This is a genomic window from Bradyrhizobium sp. 61 (assembly GCF_023073075.1).
In the GTDB taxonomy this organism is placed as follows: domain Bacteria; phylum Pseudomonadota; class Alphaproteobacteria; order Rhizobiales; family Xanthobacteraceae; genus Bradyrhizobium; species Bradyrhizobium barranii.
Map to the genome: position 1 here is coordinate 1 of NZ_JADPIU010000058.1, position 14,225 is coordinate 14,225.

12 protein-coding genes and 4 pseudogenes are annotated in these 14,225 nt (G+C 59.7%); 9 read left to right on the forward strand and 7 right to left on the reverse strand.

The genetic code is table 11. The features are described 5' to 3' along the window. Positions 1 to 752: 752 nt before the first annotated feature. The 3 genes and pseudogenes from IVB46_RS20915 to IVB46_RS20925 all read right to left on the reverse strand — a co-directional run. A pseudogene (locus IVB46_RS20915) lies at positions 753 to 866 on the reverse strand (SAM-dependent methyltransferase); the annotation flags it as partial. A 96-nt stretch (positions 867 to 962) separates the two neighbouring features. Then, positions 963 to 2,669 (reverse strand): PAS domain-containing hybrid sensor histidine kinase/response regulator, encoded by a 1,707-nt coding sequence (locus IVB46_RS20920; protein WP_247310218.1) that lies wholly within the window; start codon positions 2,667 to 2,669, stop codon positions 963 to 965. Continuing rightward, complete coding sequence (locus IVB46_RS20925; RefSeq protein ID WP_247310221.1) at positions 2,662 to 3,453, reverse strand: alpha/beta hydrolase; 792 nt, start codon at positions 3,451 to 3,453, stop codon at positions 2,662 to 2,664. Before IVB46_RS20925 ends, IVB46_RS20920 begins: the two co-directional genes overlap by 8 nt. Before the next feature lie 240 nt (positions 3,454 to 3,693). Between IVB46_RS20925 and IVB46_RS20930 the strand changes: the two genes are divergently transcribed. The 4 genes and pseudogenes from IVB46_RS20930 (at position 3,694) to IVB46_RS20950 (ending at position 8,618) form a co-directional block, all read left to right on the forward strand. Next, a complete protein-coding gene (locus IVB46_RS20930) occupies positions 3,694 to 6,231 on the forward strand; it encodes a PAS domain S-box protein (protein ID WP_247343385.1) in 2,538 nt (845 codons plus the stop codon). A 40-nt stretch (positions 6,232 to 6,271) separates the two neighbouring features. After that, positions 6,272 to 6,664, forward strand: coding sequence for a response regulator (locus tag IVB46_RS20935; RefSeq protein ID WP_247310225.1), 393 nt, complete (start codon positions 6,272 to 6,274; stop codon positions 6,662 to 6,664). A gap of 1,134 nt (positions 6,665 to 7,798) precedes the next feature. Next, positions 7,799 to 8,009 (forward strand): annotated as a pseudogene (locus IVB46_RS20940) (hypothetical protein); the annotation flags it as partial. Between the two features lie 399 nt (positions 8,010 to 8,408). After that, positions 8,409 to 8,618, forward strand: a complete 210-nt coding sequence (locus IVB46_RS20950; protein ID WP_247310229.1) for a hypothetical protein — start codon at positions 8,409 to 8,411, stop codon at positions 8,616 to 8,618. An 85-nt stretch (positions 8,619 to 8,703) separates the two neighbouring features. Here the strand turns inward: IVB46_RS20950 and IVB46_RS20955 are convergent, their stop codons facing one another. Both IVB46_RS20955 and IVB46_RS20960 read right to left on the reverse strand, forming a co-directional pair. Next, positions 8,704 to 8,883, reverse strand: coding sequence for a hypothetical protein (locus IVB46_RS20955; protein ID WP_247310231.1), 180 nt, complete (start codon positions 8,881 to 8,883; stop codon positions 8,704 to 8,706). Next, the gene (locus tag IVB46_RS20960) at positions 8,880 to 9,104 is read right to left on the reverse strand and encodes a hypothetical protein (protein WP_247310233.1); all 225 of its coding nucleotides are present in this window, start codon (positions 9,102 to 9,104) and stop codon (positions 8,880 to 8,882) included. Before IVB46_RS20960 ends, IVB46_RS20955 begins: the two co-directional genes overlap by 4 nt. A gap of 353 nt (positions 9,105 to 9,457) precedes the next feature. Between IVB46_RS20960 and IVB46_RS20965 the strand changes: the two are divergent. The 5 genes and pseudogenes from IVB46_RS20965 to IVB46_RS20985 form a co-directional block, all read left to right on the forward strand. Then, positions 9,458 to 9,876: pseudogene (locus IVB46_RS20965) on the forward strand (Hsp20 family protein). An 83-nt stretch (positions 9,877 to 9,959) separates the two neighbouring features. Next, entirely contained in the window at positions 9,960 to 10,448 is a 489-nt protein-coding gene (locus IVB46_RS20970; protein WP_247310235.1) for an Hsp20/alpha crystallin family protein, read from the forward strand. A gap of 72 nt (positions 10,449 to 10,520) precedes the next feature. Next, complete coding sequence (locus IVB46_RS20975) at positions 10,521 to 10,841, forward strand: hypothetical protein (protein ID WP_247310237.1); 321 nt, start codon at positions 10,521 to 10,523, stop codon at positions 10,839 to 10,841. 204 nt (positions 10,842 to 11,045) lie between these two features. Beyond that, the gene (locus tag IVB46_RS20980) at positions 11,046 to 11,369 is read left to right on the forward strand and encodes a hypothetical protein (protein WP_247310239.1); all 324 of its coding nucleotides are present in this window, start codon (positions 11,046 to 11,048) and stop codon (positions 11,367 to 11,369) included. Positions 11,370 to 11,602: 233 nt separating this feature from the next. Next, positions 11,603 to 12,019, forward strand: a pseudogene (locus IVB46_RS20985) (DUF892 family protein); the annotation flags it as partial. A 963-nt stretch (positions 12,020 to 12,982) separates the two neighbouring features. On the opposite strand, the gene IVB46_RS20990 reads toward IVB46_RS20985, so the two are convergent. Both IVB46_RS20990 and IVB46_RS20995 read right to left on the reverse strand, forming a co-directional pair. After that, a complete protein-coding gene (locus IVB46_RS20990; RefSeq protein ID WP_247310241.1) occupies positions 12,983 to 13,468 on the reverse strand; it encodes a MarR family transcriptional regulator in 486 nt (161 codons plus the stop codon). Between the two features lie 111 nt (positions 13,469 to 13,579). After that, positions 13,580 to 14,225: hypothetical protein (locus tag IVB46_RS20995; protein WP_247343388.1), on the reverse strand; the 646-nt coding region annotated here is incomplete at its 5' end.

Consider the following 14,225-nt stretch of genomic DNA (forward strand, 5'->3'; position numbering starts at 1 on the left):
GTGATTGAGGAAGTTGATCGCCGCGAAAGACGCGAGCGCACATACGAGGGCCGCCAGCACCACTAGTCGCAAGTCGTGTTCGTAGGCGATGCAATTGTAATGGTAAACATGCGGGTAACGTCCCCGTAAATATCTTGCACAGTACAATTTTGCCGGGACCCTACAGCTGCCGCCGTTGCGCAATTCTGAAAAGGACTGACACAGTTGACACTGTGGTTATTTTTCGATGACCTGGCCCGCCCTTTTTTCATCGATTGAAGAGGTTACCCGGCAACCCGATCGTCGAAAGGCTTATGACAGCTTATGCTGAAAGCTGTTCGCTTGGGCTGATGAAGTGTCTGCCGTCTCCGTGGCTTCCTAGCGAGGATGGGGTACTATTCGCGCATGCGATCCGATGCGCGCTGAGCGCGAGGTTTGGCTGTTCCGGTTGTCCCTGCGAAATCCAGATGCAGTTTGCCTCAGACGTGCAGCCGCGACCACGCTGCACAGAGATTGTTCGAGTTTTTTAAGGACCTGCACCAGCCTGGAGATCGAGACCCCGCAACGGACGCCAGGGTCGCATCACCGAGCATTTGACCGGATGGACTTCATCGTTCTCGACGAGCAGGCTACATGCCGTTCGCTCAATCCGGCGGCCAGCTGCTGTTCTAACTCGTCAGCCGGCTCTACGACGGCGTTCGGCATGACGTTGACGTGATAACTTGCTATTGCTCGATGACACCGACCGCGGCGGCGTCTCGAAAATGGTCTGCGGAGCTGACGCGCGCTGCGAGGTCGGCAGCATAGGACTCGAAGATAAGAGGGCCGAGGTAAGTGTCGTAGACCTCGGGAACGGATCCGGCGAATATCTTGGCGGTAATGGACATCACGCTACTCCTCTGAATATACGCATGAAAAATGAAACTGCCGTCACTAGGACTATTCAGCAAATTGCCACAGCGGAAGTGATGATGGAGCCATGACTAAAGTCCGTCGAGGATGGCGCGGACGCGCGCGGCGAGCTCGGCGAAGGTAAAAGGCTTTCCGATCAAATGGACGCCGGGCTCAAGACGGCCGTTGTGGATGACGGCGTTACGGCTGTAGCCGGTGGTGAACAGGACTGGAAGACCCGGGCGGCGGCGCTGCGCCTCCCGGGCCAATTCTCGACCGTCTAACCCATCGGGAAGAACAACATCTGTAAAAATGAGAGCGACGTCCACGTCGGCCTGCAAAATCTGCAATGCTTGGCGGCCGTTACTTGCTTCGAGAACCCGGTAGCCGAGCTCCTGCAACACGCTAACGCAATAAGCACGCAAATCCTCGTGGTCTTCGACAACCAGGATCGTTTCGGATCCGCCATCAGTCCTGCGGTCGACACCAGTCACGGGGTCGGCGTCTACGTCCTGATCCGTTGCGCGCGGCAGGTAGAGCTTGACCGTCGTCCCCTGGCCAAGTTCCGAGTAAATTCGAACATGGCCGCCTGATTGCCGGATAAAGCCGTAAACCTGGCTCAATCCAAGACCCGTCCCCTTGCCGACTTCCTTCGTGGTAAAGAAGGGCTCGAACACACGAGCCATGGTCTCGGAAGACATTCCCGAACCGGTATCCGAGACCGCGACGAGCACGTATTGTCCAGGCTTTACAGGCTCGATTAATGCCTCCACATAGGCTTCATCGAGAAAGGCATTGGCGGTTTCGATCGTTAGCCGTCCGCCGGACGGCATGGCGTCCCGCGCATTGACCGCCAGGTTGATAAGTGCGTTCTCAAGCTCTCCAGGATCGGCGAATGCCTGCCATAATCCGCCGGCCGATACGGTTTCGAAGGCAATCATTTCTCCCAGAGTTCTTTTCAGGAGATCAGCAACGCCCGAAATAAGCCGGTTAGGCTCTATTTTTTGCGGGGCCAGGGTCTGTTGGCGCGAGAATGCGAGCAGACGAGACGTCAGCGTCGCGGCGCGCTGGGCGCCGTGATGCGCCATGTCGCGCGCCCTACGCATCCGCGCGAGGTCCATCTCTTCAAGAGATCGATCGAGCTGCCGCCCTATCGTGTCGAGACCGCCCACGATAACCGTGAGAAGATTGTTGAAATCATGCGCCACCCCACCTGTGAGCTGCCCCACCGCCTCCATCTTCTGGCTTTGCCGCAGGGTCTCTTCCGTCTTCATGCGCAAAGCGACTTCTTCCGCAACACGTTCTTCTAGCCGGGCATTGAGGTCTTGGAGGGCGTCGCTGGCGGCCGTCGCCTTGCGCTGGGCGTCGAGCAGCTCCTGTTCATAGCGCCGGCGGTCGACGGCATTGAAGACAGTGATCCGGATAAATCGGAGGCCTCCGCATTCGTCGCGTCTTTCCGCGGCATTCACAAGGACCGGCAGGCGCGCGTTCGACCGTGTGACGATCTCAAGCGCCACCTCATCGAAATGGCCCTGCATTCGCAGCAATGGGGCGAAATGCGTTTCGTAGTAAATGCGACCGGCAACATTCAGCAGGTCGTGAAAGGGGCGACCTTTTAGCTCGTCGCAACCGTAGCCAACCCAAGATGCGAATGTGGCGTTTGCCCGAACAATGCGTCCGTTAGGCTCCAGGGAAAGATAACCGCAAGGAGCGTGCTCGAAGAGATCTTCAAGATCTTCGGCATGGGAGTCGCTGTTCGACCCGGCCGGTTCAGACGATATTATGGGATTCCTAGACAAATTCGCGGATCGCTTTGATCACCGCGTCCGGCGCGCTGAGGTTCGGACAGTGCCCTGTTGCGTCCAGAATGACCAACTGGCTGTTCGGCAGGTTACGGTGGACATACTCGCCTACGTCAATCGGAGCGATGACATCCTCCTTGCACTGCAAAACGAGCGACCGTGCTTTCAGGCCAGCCAGATCCGCCCGGTTGTCGGACATGAACGTCGTTCGGGCGAAGTGCTTGGCGATCTCTGGATCGGTTCGGCAAAAGCTGTTGGTCAGCTCCTCGCCAAGTTCTGGCCGTTCGGGGTTACCCATGATCGCCGGAGCCATGGCGGCCGACCAGCCCATATGGTTGCTGTCCAGAAAATCCAGCAGTTCCTCGATCTGATCCGACCGAAAACCTCCTTTATAGTTGTCGTCGTCGATGTACCGCGGCGATGGCCCGACCAACACCAAGCCTTCAAAGAGCTCTGGAGCCTTCTTTGCCGCCAGGATGCCGATCATGGCACTGACCGAATGCCCGACAAAAATTCCATTCTCTACGTCCAGCGCGCGCCCGAGCTCGACGACATCGTCTGCATAACCCTCGAGGCTGCCGTACTTGGCGGCCGAGAAGGCACTGAGGTCTGACCCACCCGCACCGACATGATCGAAAAGAATCGTGCGAAATTCCTCTTCAAAGGCAGGGGCGACAAAGCGCCACATGTTTTGGTCGCAGCCAAACCCATGCGCGAAAACCATCGAGCGGGAACCTTGGCCTGCTGTTTTCACGTTATTGCGGACGACGAGTACCGACATTGAGCATCCTTTGTATGGTCCGGCGGCCTTGGTCGCTCCCGCTAGCATCTTAGGGCTATCGACCCAAGCTGGAGATGCAGGAACTTTCAAAACGAAGGTTGAGGAACGTTTGGTTTCCACGAGCGTTCCATGGAGTTGACTTGGCTTGCCCGCGATCAACCATGTAATTTCGGCAGCAATCTCTGCATGTTAAGTTTGCCCGTCTGACGCAGGGAAGAACCTGTTGAGCCAGGACATCGTATGTCGAACGTCGAGGAATTTCCAATCTCAGCTGCCCGAGGACTTTCCGAGTACGACGCCCTGGTCGCAGCCGCGCCGACCGCGCTCGATGTAATTCCCGGTGGGGTCTATGTTTGCGATCATGATGGCTGGCTTGTTCGCTTCAATAGCGAAGCCGCAGAACTCTGGGGGCGGAGGCCCGCCGTTGAAGAGCCAAAGGATCGCTTCTGCGGATCCCATCGCCTGTTGCGCCTGGACGGTACCCCCCTTTCGCACGACGAATGCCCTATGGCGGAGGCGGTGAGGACCGGCACCGCGACCCGGAATGCTGAAGTCGTAATCGAAAGGCCAAACGGCTCTCGCGTCGTCGTCCTGGTCAATATTCGCCCTTTGAAAGATCACCGCGGCAGGATCCAGGGAGCCATCAACTGCTTTCAGGACATTTCCGCCAAAAAGGCTATGGAAGATGAACTCCGCAACAAGAGTGCGGACCTGGAGGATTTCTTCGAGAACAGCGCGATCGGCCTTCACATCGTGAGCGGGGAAGGCATCATCCAGCGCGCCAACAAGGCAGAACTGTCCATGCTTGGCTATAGCGCTGACGAATATGTCGGACGGCACATCGCGGAGTTTCATGCGGATGCGCCAGTCATCGGAGATATTCTCCACCGGCTTTCGTGCGGTGAGGAGCTTGATCGTTATCCGGCTCGCCTCCGGGCCAAGGACGGTTCGACCAAGCATGTGCTTATAACCTCGAACAGCCGTTTCGACGACGGGAGATTCGTCAACACACGCTGTTTCACCACCGATGTGACGGGCGTTTACGAAGCCGAGCGCGCGCGACGCGAGAGCGAAGAGCGTCTGGCGGCGACCTACGAAGCTGCAACCATCGGCATTGCCGAAGCGGACAAAGAGGGCCGGCTGCTTCGCGTGAACGATGCCATTTGCAAAATGTTGGGACGCTCTCGCGAACAACTCTTGAGTATGACGTTCTTCGACTACACGCACGACGACGATCGGGATGAAGATGCCCGGCTTTACGCACGGCAAATTCGCGGAGACCTCGACAACTATTCGGTTCGGAAGCGCGCGACGAACCCTGATGGCACGCTGGTCTATCTCGACGTGTACGGTTCCTGTGTGAGGGATGCCGGCGGCGAGTTCTGCTATGGAGTCCGGGTAATCCAGGACGTGACCGACACCAAGCGAATGGAGGATCGGATCCATCAGAGCGAGCGCCACCTGCGAGAGTTGCTCGAAGCGCTTCCGGCCGCCGTTTATACGACGGACGCCGAAGGAAAGATCACCTTCTTCAACAAGGCTGCGGTCGAAATGGCGGGACGGACGCCGCAGCAGGATGACGAGTGGTGTGTCACCTGGCGCCTCTACAATCCGGATGGAACGCCGCTGCCCCATGATCAGTGTCCGATGGCCGTAGCCCTTAGGGAGAACCGGCCGGTCCGGGGAGTGGAAGCGGTCGCAGAACGGCCGGATGGCACGCGCATCCCCTTTATCCCCTACCCGACGCCACTGCATGACTCCGAAGGCAAGCTCATCGGCGCGATCAATATGCTGGTCGATATTTCCGAACGAAAAAAGGCCGAAGAGTATGCCGGTCGTCTCGCCGCAATCGTCGAATTCTCGGATGACGCGATCATCAGCAAGGACACGCATGGGATCATTCAGACCTGGAACAAGGGCGCAGAACGTCTTTTTGGGTATGCAGCACGAGAGATCATAGGCAGGCCTATCAACATTCTCATTCCACCGGATCGCCAGGATGAAGAGCCTGAAATTCTCGACCGCATTCGGCGAGGTGATCATGTTGCTCCCTATGAGACCGTGCGCATGCGCAAGGACGGGAGTTTTATAGACGTCTCATTGACCGTCTCACCCCTTAAGGACGCGCGTGGCAAAGTCATCGGCGCATCCAAGATCGCGCGGGATATCACCGAGAAACGTCGCCATGAAGAGCGTCGGAAGTTGTTAGTCAACGAGCTGAACCACAGAGTGAAGAATACGCTTGCGACGGTTCAATCGCTCGCTGCACAAACATTTCGCGGCGAAACTCACACTCCGGTGTTTCGTCAGTTCGAAGGCCGGCTCGTCGCCCTGTCGCGCGCCCACGACGCGCTCACGCGGGAGGATTGGGAGGGCATCTATCTTCAGGATTTGATTGTCGAGGCGATCGCTCCAATTTGCATCCACCCCGAGAGGCGCTTCCAGATTTTGGGGCCATCTTTGCGTCTGCGGCCAAAGCTCGCCCTTTCGCTATCCATGGCGTTCCATGAGCTTTGCACCAATGCCGCAAAGTACGGTGCTCTTGCAAACGAGACGGGACGCATCGAGATTCGTTGGGAAGTCCAACAGACAGGTTCCGAACGCTATCTGCATCTGTGTTGGGAGGAGATGGGTGGCCCCAAGGTAGAAACACCGCGTCGAAATGGCTTTGGCAGCCGCCTTCTCGAGCTCGCACTCCGTCGGGAATTTGATGCCGAGGTAAGGCTCTCATTCGCTCCCGGTGGGGTCGTATGCGAAAGCAAGATACCGCTAACATGAATATTGCGGCCACATACTCTTATCATGACGGAGCGAATTAATGGGTTCAACAGGCAAGCTTCGAGTTCTTATTATCGAAGATGAGGCGTTGGTTGCCTTTTTCATCGAAGACATGTTGACGGACATGGGACACGAAGTGGGCGCGGTCGTCTCGCGGATGCAGGAAGCCCTTGACCTTGCGAAGACAGGAACATTCGACTTGGCGATTGTCGACGTCAATTTAGACGGCGAGCCGAGTTATCCGATCGCGGAAACCCTCAGAAAACGTGGCATTCCCTTTATTTTCGCGACTGGCTATGGCTCGAAAGGTCTAGATCCGACCTTCGCTGACGCTCCAGTTGTCGCCAAGCCGTTCACGATGGCAGATCTTCAGAGGTTGCTCCCGATGCTCCCGAAGGCTCGACCGCTTGCCCCGGCAAGCGGCTCATCATAGCCTTGGAAAACATCTATCCGCTGCTCGCTGGGGTTGGCAGGGCGGCATCCGCATCGACCAGCAGCACGGCTTCATCGCGCATTTCGGGGAGACGTCTGACCTACGCCGCGGGCAAGTTCGGGTCGCCTAAGGCGGTATGGGGTTAGGTTGAATCGATTTGGGATTCCCAAATAAGTGCGTTTCTGATTCACCATGCTGGCTGGAAGTAGGCCCGCATCGTTGGGCAAGCCTTGCTCTCTGGATCTTCGCAAGCGTGTCGTGGCCGCGATCGAGGACGGGATGTCCCGCAATCAGGCCGCGATGTCGTTCTGGGGGCACAGCTGGCTATGGCACTCGGCTGCCCTTCACCAATTGGCCACGAATGCGGTCAAACATGGCTCCCCCGTCCCCCCGGGGGCGGAAACTTGAGTCATTTAGAAACGGAACGCTGGCGGGCTGGCGTTCGAGTGGATCGAAAAGGACGTTTATCTTTCGACGCAGCCGGCAAGGATGGGCTTCGGTACGCAGCTTCTCAAACGCCTTTTCCCGCACCAGCTGGGCGCCCGACATGAATTTCGATCGCGATGGGCTCAGAGCCTAGATCGAATCCCATTCGCTTGAGCGCCGTCGATCTCTTTCGAGCGCGTCGGGATCGAGTCCTCGGCCAGCCCCCTCTTCCGCGGCCTGCCGCGACAGCTCTCCGGCTATCATCGGCCGATCACTCCGCAAGTGCCGATGCGCAAACTGATCGGGGCAGGATGGTTGCCTTGTCTTGGGCGAGGGTTGTTCCATAGTGTGTCCACGAAGCCAACTCAGGGCACAAGCGTTAAAACAGGTCAGCGCCGAAATTGACAGTGCGCTCTACAGGCCCAGCACCAGCATATACACGAAGGCCGAGGAAAGGGCGCCCAGTCCAAGGATGGCGATTATGAAAACAAGGTCTGGCGCTGTCACGCTGCCCCCCATTGATTTCGCAAATCACCTGAATCTTACGCTTTACTTCGGCGGCTGCAAGCCGAGGCGATCTCAGCCATTCGCTCATGTGTGAGCCGGTCTCGGCTTGGCGGGCCTTGCGCATCATTTTTCGCGGGCCGCTCCATGATGCTGATGATGAAAGAATGGCGGCCCGCGATCCGGACACTGCGCGGCTGAGCGATCTCGGTGCTGCAGAAGGCCGGGCGATCCGCGAGTGCGAGGAGCACGGCTGGATGCAGGACCGCGCCAATCTACATGCCCGCGAGCGCGCTTTTGAAATGGCGCGCCGGGATGCGCCGGCCGGGGTCTCTCTGGAGGAAGCGATCGCCGAGCTCCGCTGCGTTCTGGGCTCGATCGGCGGCAGATCGGCGGCACCTGCCCGGAATGTCCTACTCCTGCTGCTAAGCGAGTGAACAGAGGTCCCGGCGCAGCCGGGGAACTTTTCTCCGGCTCGCCGGTTCCGCATTTTTGGATCCTTTAGCTGCCGCCAGGATGGCGGGTGGCGCGGCTACGGAAGAGACCTTTGTGCGCCGCCGATGTCAGAGGAGAGCGCCATGCAAAAGAGGCGTCGTTTCAAGCAATCGACCTCGTTGCAAGACCGGCTCGCATCGTTCGCGAAACAGGCGAGTGAAACAGCCTCGAAACTTCCGCCAGGGCCGGAGCGAGAAAACCTGCTGAGGAAAGCGCGTCAGGCCGAAACGGCCTCGCGAGTGGGGGAATGGGCCGCCGACCGCGGTCAACATGCACCCCATCCCGAGATTGCATCCCTCACGGAGAGGCGGGGTCAGCCATGACGCAGCTTGACGACCGGACGTTGGCCAACCTCGACTTCGTGCTGGAGGAGGTCTGCCGCCCGTTACCTCACGGCGGCGACCACGAACTGAGGAAAGCGATAGCTGAGAAACTCCTCGCCAGCGCGCTGAAAGGAAACAGGGCCATCGGCGGGCTCACCGAGATCGCGCGGGCAGCCCTCGCAGAGATGACGAAGAAGTCGGCCTAGCGCCCCGCTTCGAGGCACCTTCTCGACGTCGCTCGCCGGGGCGTGCCAGAGATCGAACGCCGTCGCCCGATGGCGAACATTCCGATCATGCCGCGAACCGATCCGGAAAGCCGCCCTGGAGCTCGTCCAGCAGCCGCTGCTCGCGCTCGATCCGGCTCCGATACAGCTGGCGCTCGCTCTCGGTCTTGGCACTCGCCAACAGCAGGCGATAGTGTCCGATGACCTTTTCGCTGCCGCAGACGAGGAGTTCATGGATGTCGCTCATCGCTCGGCTCCCATCATAGCTGGATCCGGCTGGCCGTTCGGAAGTGTGAAAGTGACGGGGAAGGTTTCGGCGGCCAGAGCATCGAGCGCGATCTGCTCCTCGGCGAGGCGTCTTTCGATGAACTGACGTTCCAGCTCCGACAGCTTCGTCCGAAGCAGCCGTCGATAGCGGTGGATGTTGTTGCGGTGCGCACGGATGCGGGCCAGATCTTCGTCGAGCATCGTCGTTTCTCCTGCCGGTCGTCACGGTCCTTTTCGGGGTTGAGAAAGCCGGGAAAGAGATTGCCGGTGCAAAAAATATTCAGACGCGATTGGCTGTCAAGATGTCTCGCGCCGCATGTCCGAGCCTTCGAAAAGGCGGCGCAGGAGGTGGCAAGCGGCGACGGGATCGCCGCATTTTTTTTGCGGCCGACCCCTTGAAACGGCTTCTCGTTCTTCTAATTGATTTTTCGCCGCGAGAGCGGTGTGCCGGGCGCCTTTACGGGTCCGGCGCGGGCGCCGGGCCGGGCACCAGACCCGCTCTGACTCCAGCCTTGCGCTCCTTGTATCCATCTTGCTCTTTGGAGGACTTGGTTATGAGGACCACCGTTGACTTCGCGCCCCTGTGGCGCTCCACCATCGGCTTCGACCACCTGGCCGACCTCGTCGACAACATCGAGCGCACCAGCGAGGATCACTCCGGATCTCGGTCGCCGTCGCCGGCTTCGGAGCCGACGACATCGCCGTGACGGCTGAGCAGAATGCGCTCACGATTGAGGGCAGGAAGCCCGAGGAGGCGGCCGGCGAATACCTGTACCGGGGCTTCGCCGCGCGTCCTTTCCGGCGCGTGTTCAACCTCGCCGACTACGTTCAGGTGAAGGAGGCCTCCTTCCGCGACGGACTGCTGATCATCGATCTCGTCCGCGAGGTGCCGGAAGCCATGAAGCCGCGCCGGGTCCAGATCGGAAGCGGCGCCTCTGCCGCCTCGCAGATCGAGCAGAAGAAGGCGGCCTGAAGCCTGATCGAGGTTCGACAGCGGAACGCGGCGCGCGCAAGCGTGGCCGCGCTCCCTGGCCCATGCAACGAAGGAGAAAAACCATGGCAGTTCGTGATCTCATTCCCTGGCCCAGAAACCAGGAGCTCGCGCTGGCGCGCGGCAGCCACGATCCGTTCATGACGCTGCATCGCGAAATGAACCGGCTGTTCGACGATGTCTTACGCGGCTTCGGCGGCACAAGCCTGTCGCCGCTCATGGAAGGGCAATTCGGCTGGCCCAAGATCGAGCTCAGCGAGACCGACAAGGCGCTGACGATCTCGGCCGAGCTTCCCGGCATGACGGAGAACGACGTCCAGATCGAAATCGCCAACGGGGTGCTGACCATCCGCGGCGAGAAGAAGAGCGAGAAGAACGAAGGTAGATACTTCACCGAGCGCTACTATGGCTCGTTCCAGCGGCAGATCGCGCTCGAGGACGTCGCGGAGGACAAGGCCCAGGCGTCGTTCAAGAACGGCGTCCTGACGGTCTCGCTTCCGAAATCGGAAAACCCGCGAGCGGGTGTCAAGCGTATCGCGATCAACTCGCAGTAAAGACCATCACGGGCGGCGGTCGTCGCCGCCCGAAACCCGTCCCGACGAAAGGAGCGTAAAGGGAGGCAATCGATGACCAACGCCAACACGAACACCGGCAATCTCAATCCATTCTTCCATCCGGCGGCGCACTATGCGTCTCCGGAGGACGTCCTGAACGACGACGAACTCTCCGGACCGGAGAAGCGGATCATCCTGTCGTCATGGGCGTCCGACATGTTCGCGGTCGAATCCTGTCCCGAGCTACGCGAAATTCCCGGCATGGGCCACGCGATCCGGCTCGCGGACATCCTCGCCGCGCTGAGGCGGCTCGACGGCGACGACGATCCGCCGCCCCCCGGGGGCGTGCCGATGCGGCTGCGGCGGCCCAGGGCCGCCGCGCAGCGGAGGTGATTGCGATGTTCCCGCAAGGAGTTCTCGGGATGGTTCTGCTCGGCCATGCCTCTGCAGCATTGGCCGTACAGTTACTTGTCCCATTCCTGGGACGAAGTCAGAAGTGAACGGCGGACGGTCGTCCGAAGATACCATCGCGCGAGTGATCAAGCCCCTTGACCCAGATCAATGGTCGCCACTCAAAGAGCTCGCATCGTGCACGTCATGGACGTACAGACCCTCAGAGCCGCGCTGTGCGAGATCTTCGAGCAGGCCGCCATCTGGCGTAGCATGCAGGCGCGCGATTTGGAAAGTTCCGACGCCGGAAGACTGTTCCGACGGCTGGCCACGACAGTCGATAGTATCGAAGACGATGCACTGATCGTGTATTGGGAGCTATGGGAAGAAGAGGCCGACCGGCAAGCTCACGCCGAGCTGGTGAGAGAGGTCGGTTGCGGCTTCCGCCCCACCTCGGCTTCCGAGTTCGTCGCTCGCTTTATTGCCGATCGGTCGGGAGGCCTGCCGTTCCAAGCCGACATGCGCTGTTAGATTAAGGGACCGATGGGTTACCGATGCACGCCCTTTTGCCGGCGGGGTGCTTGCATCAGAGACGCCTGGCCGCCCTCGTGAAAGGAATTCGGAAGGGCTTAAAGATTTCTGCGGTCCAAGTCTCATTATGTCCCGAGGTCTTGAGGACTGCCGGTGCGAGCTTGTCGAGGACGATCCCATTGTCAGAGAGCGTCCGAATGGAACGACAAGGCGACTAACCGCGAGTCGTTGCGGGGCTCAAGAGCCATCTCGAAGAGACCAACAAGCAGGTCGAGCGGCTTCAGAAGGTATTCGAGAAGCTTGGCAAGGAGCCCAGCGGGACACAGTGTCCGGCCATTGACGGCATCATCAAGGAAGCCGACGAGACGGCGGGCGAAATCGAGGACAAGACAGTGCTAGATCCGGCTGTCGGCGCAAATGCGCGAGCCGTCGAGCACTACGAAATTTGCCGCTACAGGACGATTATCGCCTGGGCCGAAGAGCTCGCCACGACGATCGTTCGCTTCCTCACGACCAACCTCAACGAAGAGAAGGCGGCGAACACCAAAAGTACCGCAGTCCTAGCCCAAATCCAAGTGGCAGCCGGCTCGAGCGGTGCACGGGCCTGGTTGCGCGGCAGCATGACCAATCTATGGTTGCTTGCCCCGTAAATCGGATTGCGTAGGATTCGGGTGATTTGCAAATCAGGGGGAGCCGGGTGGCAGCGCCAGACCTCGTCTTCATAATAGCTATTGTTGGCCTGGGAATTCTCTCGACGGCCCTCGCGCATATGTTGATATTGGGCCTATAGCCGGTCCGCAAATTTCTCGATCGGCAAAGAGGAAGGTCGCCTTGGTTAGCAGGCGTTTACAGCTGGCATCGAATGATGTGCCGGCGACTTTCCAGAGCGCCTCCAGAACGAGCGCTGGCTGCTCGCACTTTTCTCACGTTCTCGCCAGTGGCTCTACGCGGACTTGAACGATCGAACGTACTGTTTCGGCCGAAGCGGCTCGTCACTCAGTAATCACGCGTTTCTTTGTTGCTGTGTTTCGTTAGTTAGCCGCTTTCGGATCCCAGTCAAAGTGTCGGCGTCGCGGCGCAGCGATGTTGATTAGGCACCCGCAAGATTATAATGCTTTGGCCTGAACCTACGTAGTACTCCGATGCTATGGTCTCTCGAGTATCTTATGCCTAATCGGGCCGCGAACCTCCCGGGGACTGGCGCTTACAAGTGCGATGCTGGACCTTCGTTGACGCCCACCAATTACACAATTTGGCCACTTCCCTGGACAGGTCAGGTCCGGCCGGGAGTTTTCGTGAGTGGATCAGACTAAGCGCCAATTGCCCTCTGAGGCCGGTTAATCGCAGTATTGGGCCACCGGCATCGAAGGCCCCGCCTTCAACCCCGCCTGTCGGTTGTGATCGCCGTCGCCCTTGAGGCGACGGCGATCTGACCTTCGTCAAGCTCGCAAGCTATTTTACTCGGAAGGCCCCATCTCATGAGCGTGCTCGGCATGCTGTCGATTGCTCTTATGATCGCAGTCTGGTGGATCATCTCAAAATAGACTCGCCCCCGACTACCCGGCGGAAGAATGGGCCCGCACTCCATTCGCACCTTAGACGGACCGAGATGATTATTGGGCTTTGCTGGAACGCTGGAATGACTTTAGCAGACGGCTCAGCGCTGGACTCGCCGCCCGACGGAGTTCTTCGAGATTCTCGCGCGAGAGCGCTTGCAGCTTCTGTTCTCCCGTCTCCGTCAGCTTCAGATGAACGCGCCTGGCGTCCTCGGGGTCGGCAAGGCGAACGACAAGCCCGAGCTTTGTTAGGCGGTTGATGAGCTCCACCGCTGAGTGATGTCGTATGAGCAGGAACCGCGCAATATCGCCGACGGTCGCGGGCCCCGGACGGGCAAAGCCCTTGATACCGAGTAGTCCCTGATGCTGCGTCGGTGTCAGTCCTTGCTTCGCTGCGGCCGCTTCGCTGAATGCCAGAAAGCTTCGGATCTGAAAGCGGAATTGTGCCAGCGCCGCGTAATCCGCCACACGCATAGCGCGACCACTGGCACGTCGAGCCGGCGTCGCCCGCTTGGATCGCTGCATTTTTTTCGACTGAACCATCCGGGCCGCCCCGACCTTCCTGCACTGCGACGTGCGGCAGATTAGCCAAAAGTACCAAGCGGCCGCTGACAACCCAACGGGGCAAGACCTCGGATGCACAGAATTCGGTATCTATTCGAAGCTGGATAGCAGGATCTTCACCAGGATGACCTGAAATGCGATCGGGATGCGAACGCTCTTGCGTCGGATCGAGCGCTGCAATGCGCCAGCGATCTCCGCACCGCTCAGGCTACCTGCCGATGCGTTGGCAATCAACTCCGCCCACATCTGCGACAGCGAGCCGCCGGGCGCGATCACCGGCTTGATGGTCACGCCACAGCCCTGCGCCCAGTCGACAATCTCCCGCATCGTGTGCGGACCGCAATTGCGCGCGGTCGCGAGGCGCTCGGCCGTCAGCGCGCGCAGCAGGTCGCGCGATGGCAACCAACTCCCCTTCGGGGGCTGCTCGCCGATGAGCTCGACCGCGAGCTCCTTCAATACATTCTGGGCCCTTACGCTCAGCCTCTTCATCGGCGCTGGCACGCGCTTGGCCTGAGCCGAGCCTATAGGCGGCCCCCGCTCGCCGGCGGGCCGGTTGGCTGGCTCGGACATGCGGGTGGCTTCGCCAAATTGCGGCATCGTGCGCTGGTCGTTACCCATCGCGAGCGACGCAGCCCCAGGCCGCTCCGCCTCCTGCGGCCAGGATCGTCGCTTCCGGGCACCCGCCACTGTCGTCTGCCGCGCCATTTCTCTCGCCGAACCCGCCAGCCTCGTACTC

What these genes read in the sequence shown, in the direction of transcription:
- IVB46_RS20925 (WP_247310221.1), bottom strand. Translation starts at nt 3,453, where the DNA reads ATGTCGGTACTCGTCGTCCGCAATAACGTGAAAACAGCAGGCCAAGGT.
- IVB46_RS20930 (WP_247343385.1), top strand. Translation starts at nt 3,694, where the DNA reads ATGTCGAACGTCGAGGAATTTCCAATCTCAGCTGCCCGAGGACTTTCC.
- IVB46_RS20935 (WP_247310225.1), top strand. Translation starts at nt 6,272, where the DNA reads ATGGGTTCAACAGGCAAGCTTCGAGTTCTTATTATCGAAGATGAGGCG.
- IVB46_RS20950 (WP_247310229.1), top strand. Translation starts at nt 8,409, where the DNA reads ATGACGCAGCTTGACGACCGGACGTTGGCCAACCTCGACTTCGTGCTG.
- IVB46_RS20955 (WP_247310231.1), bottom strand. Translation starts at nt 8,883, where the DNA reads ATGAGCGACATCCATGAACTCCTCGTCTGCGGCAGCGAAAAGGTCATC.
- IVB46_RS20960 (WP_247310233.1), bottom strand. Translation starts at nt 9,104, where the DNA reads ATGCTCGACGAAGATCTGGCCCGCATCCGTGCGCACCGCAACAACATC.
- IVB46_RS20970 (WP_247310235.1), top strand. Translation starts at nt 9,960, where the DNA reads ATGGCAGTTCGTGATCTCATTCCCTGGCCCAGAAACCAGGAGCTCGCG.
- IVB46_RS20975 (WP_247310237.1), top strand. Translation starts at nt 10,521, where the DNA reads ATGACCAACGCCAACACGAACACCGGCAATCTCAATCCATTCTTCCAT.
- IVB46_RS20980 (WP_247310239.1), top strand. Translation starts at nt 11,046, where the DNA reads ATGGACGTACAGACCCTCAGAGCCGCGCTGTGCGAGATCTTCGAGCAG.
- IVB46_RS20990 (WP_247310241.1), bottom strand. Translation starts at nt 13,468, where the DNA reads ATGGTTCAGTCGAAAAAAATGCAGCGATCCAAGCGGGCGACGCCGGCT.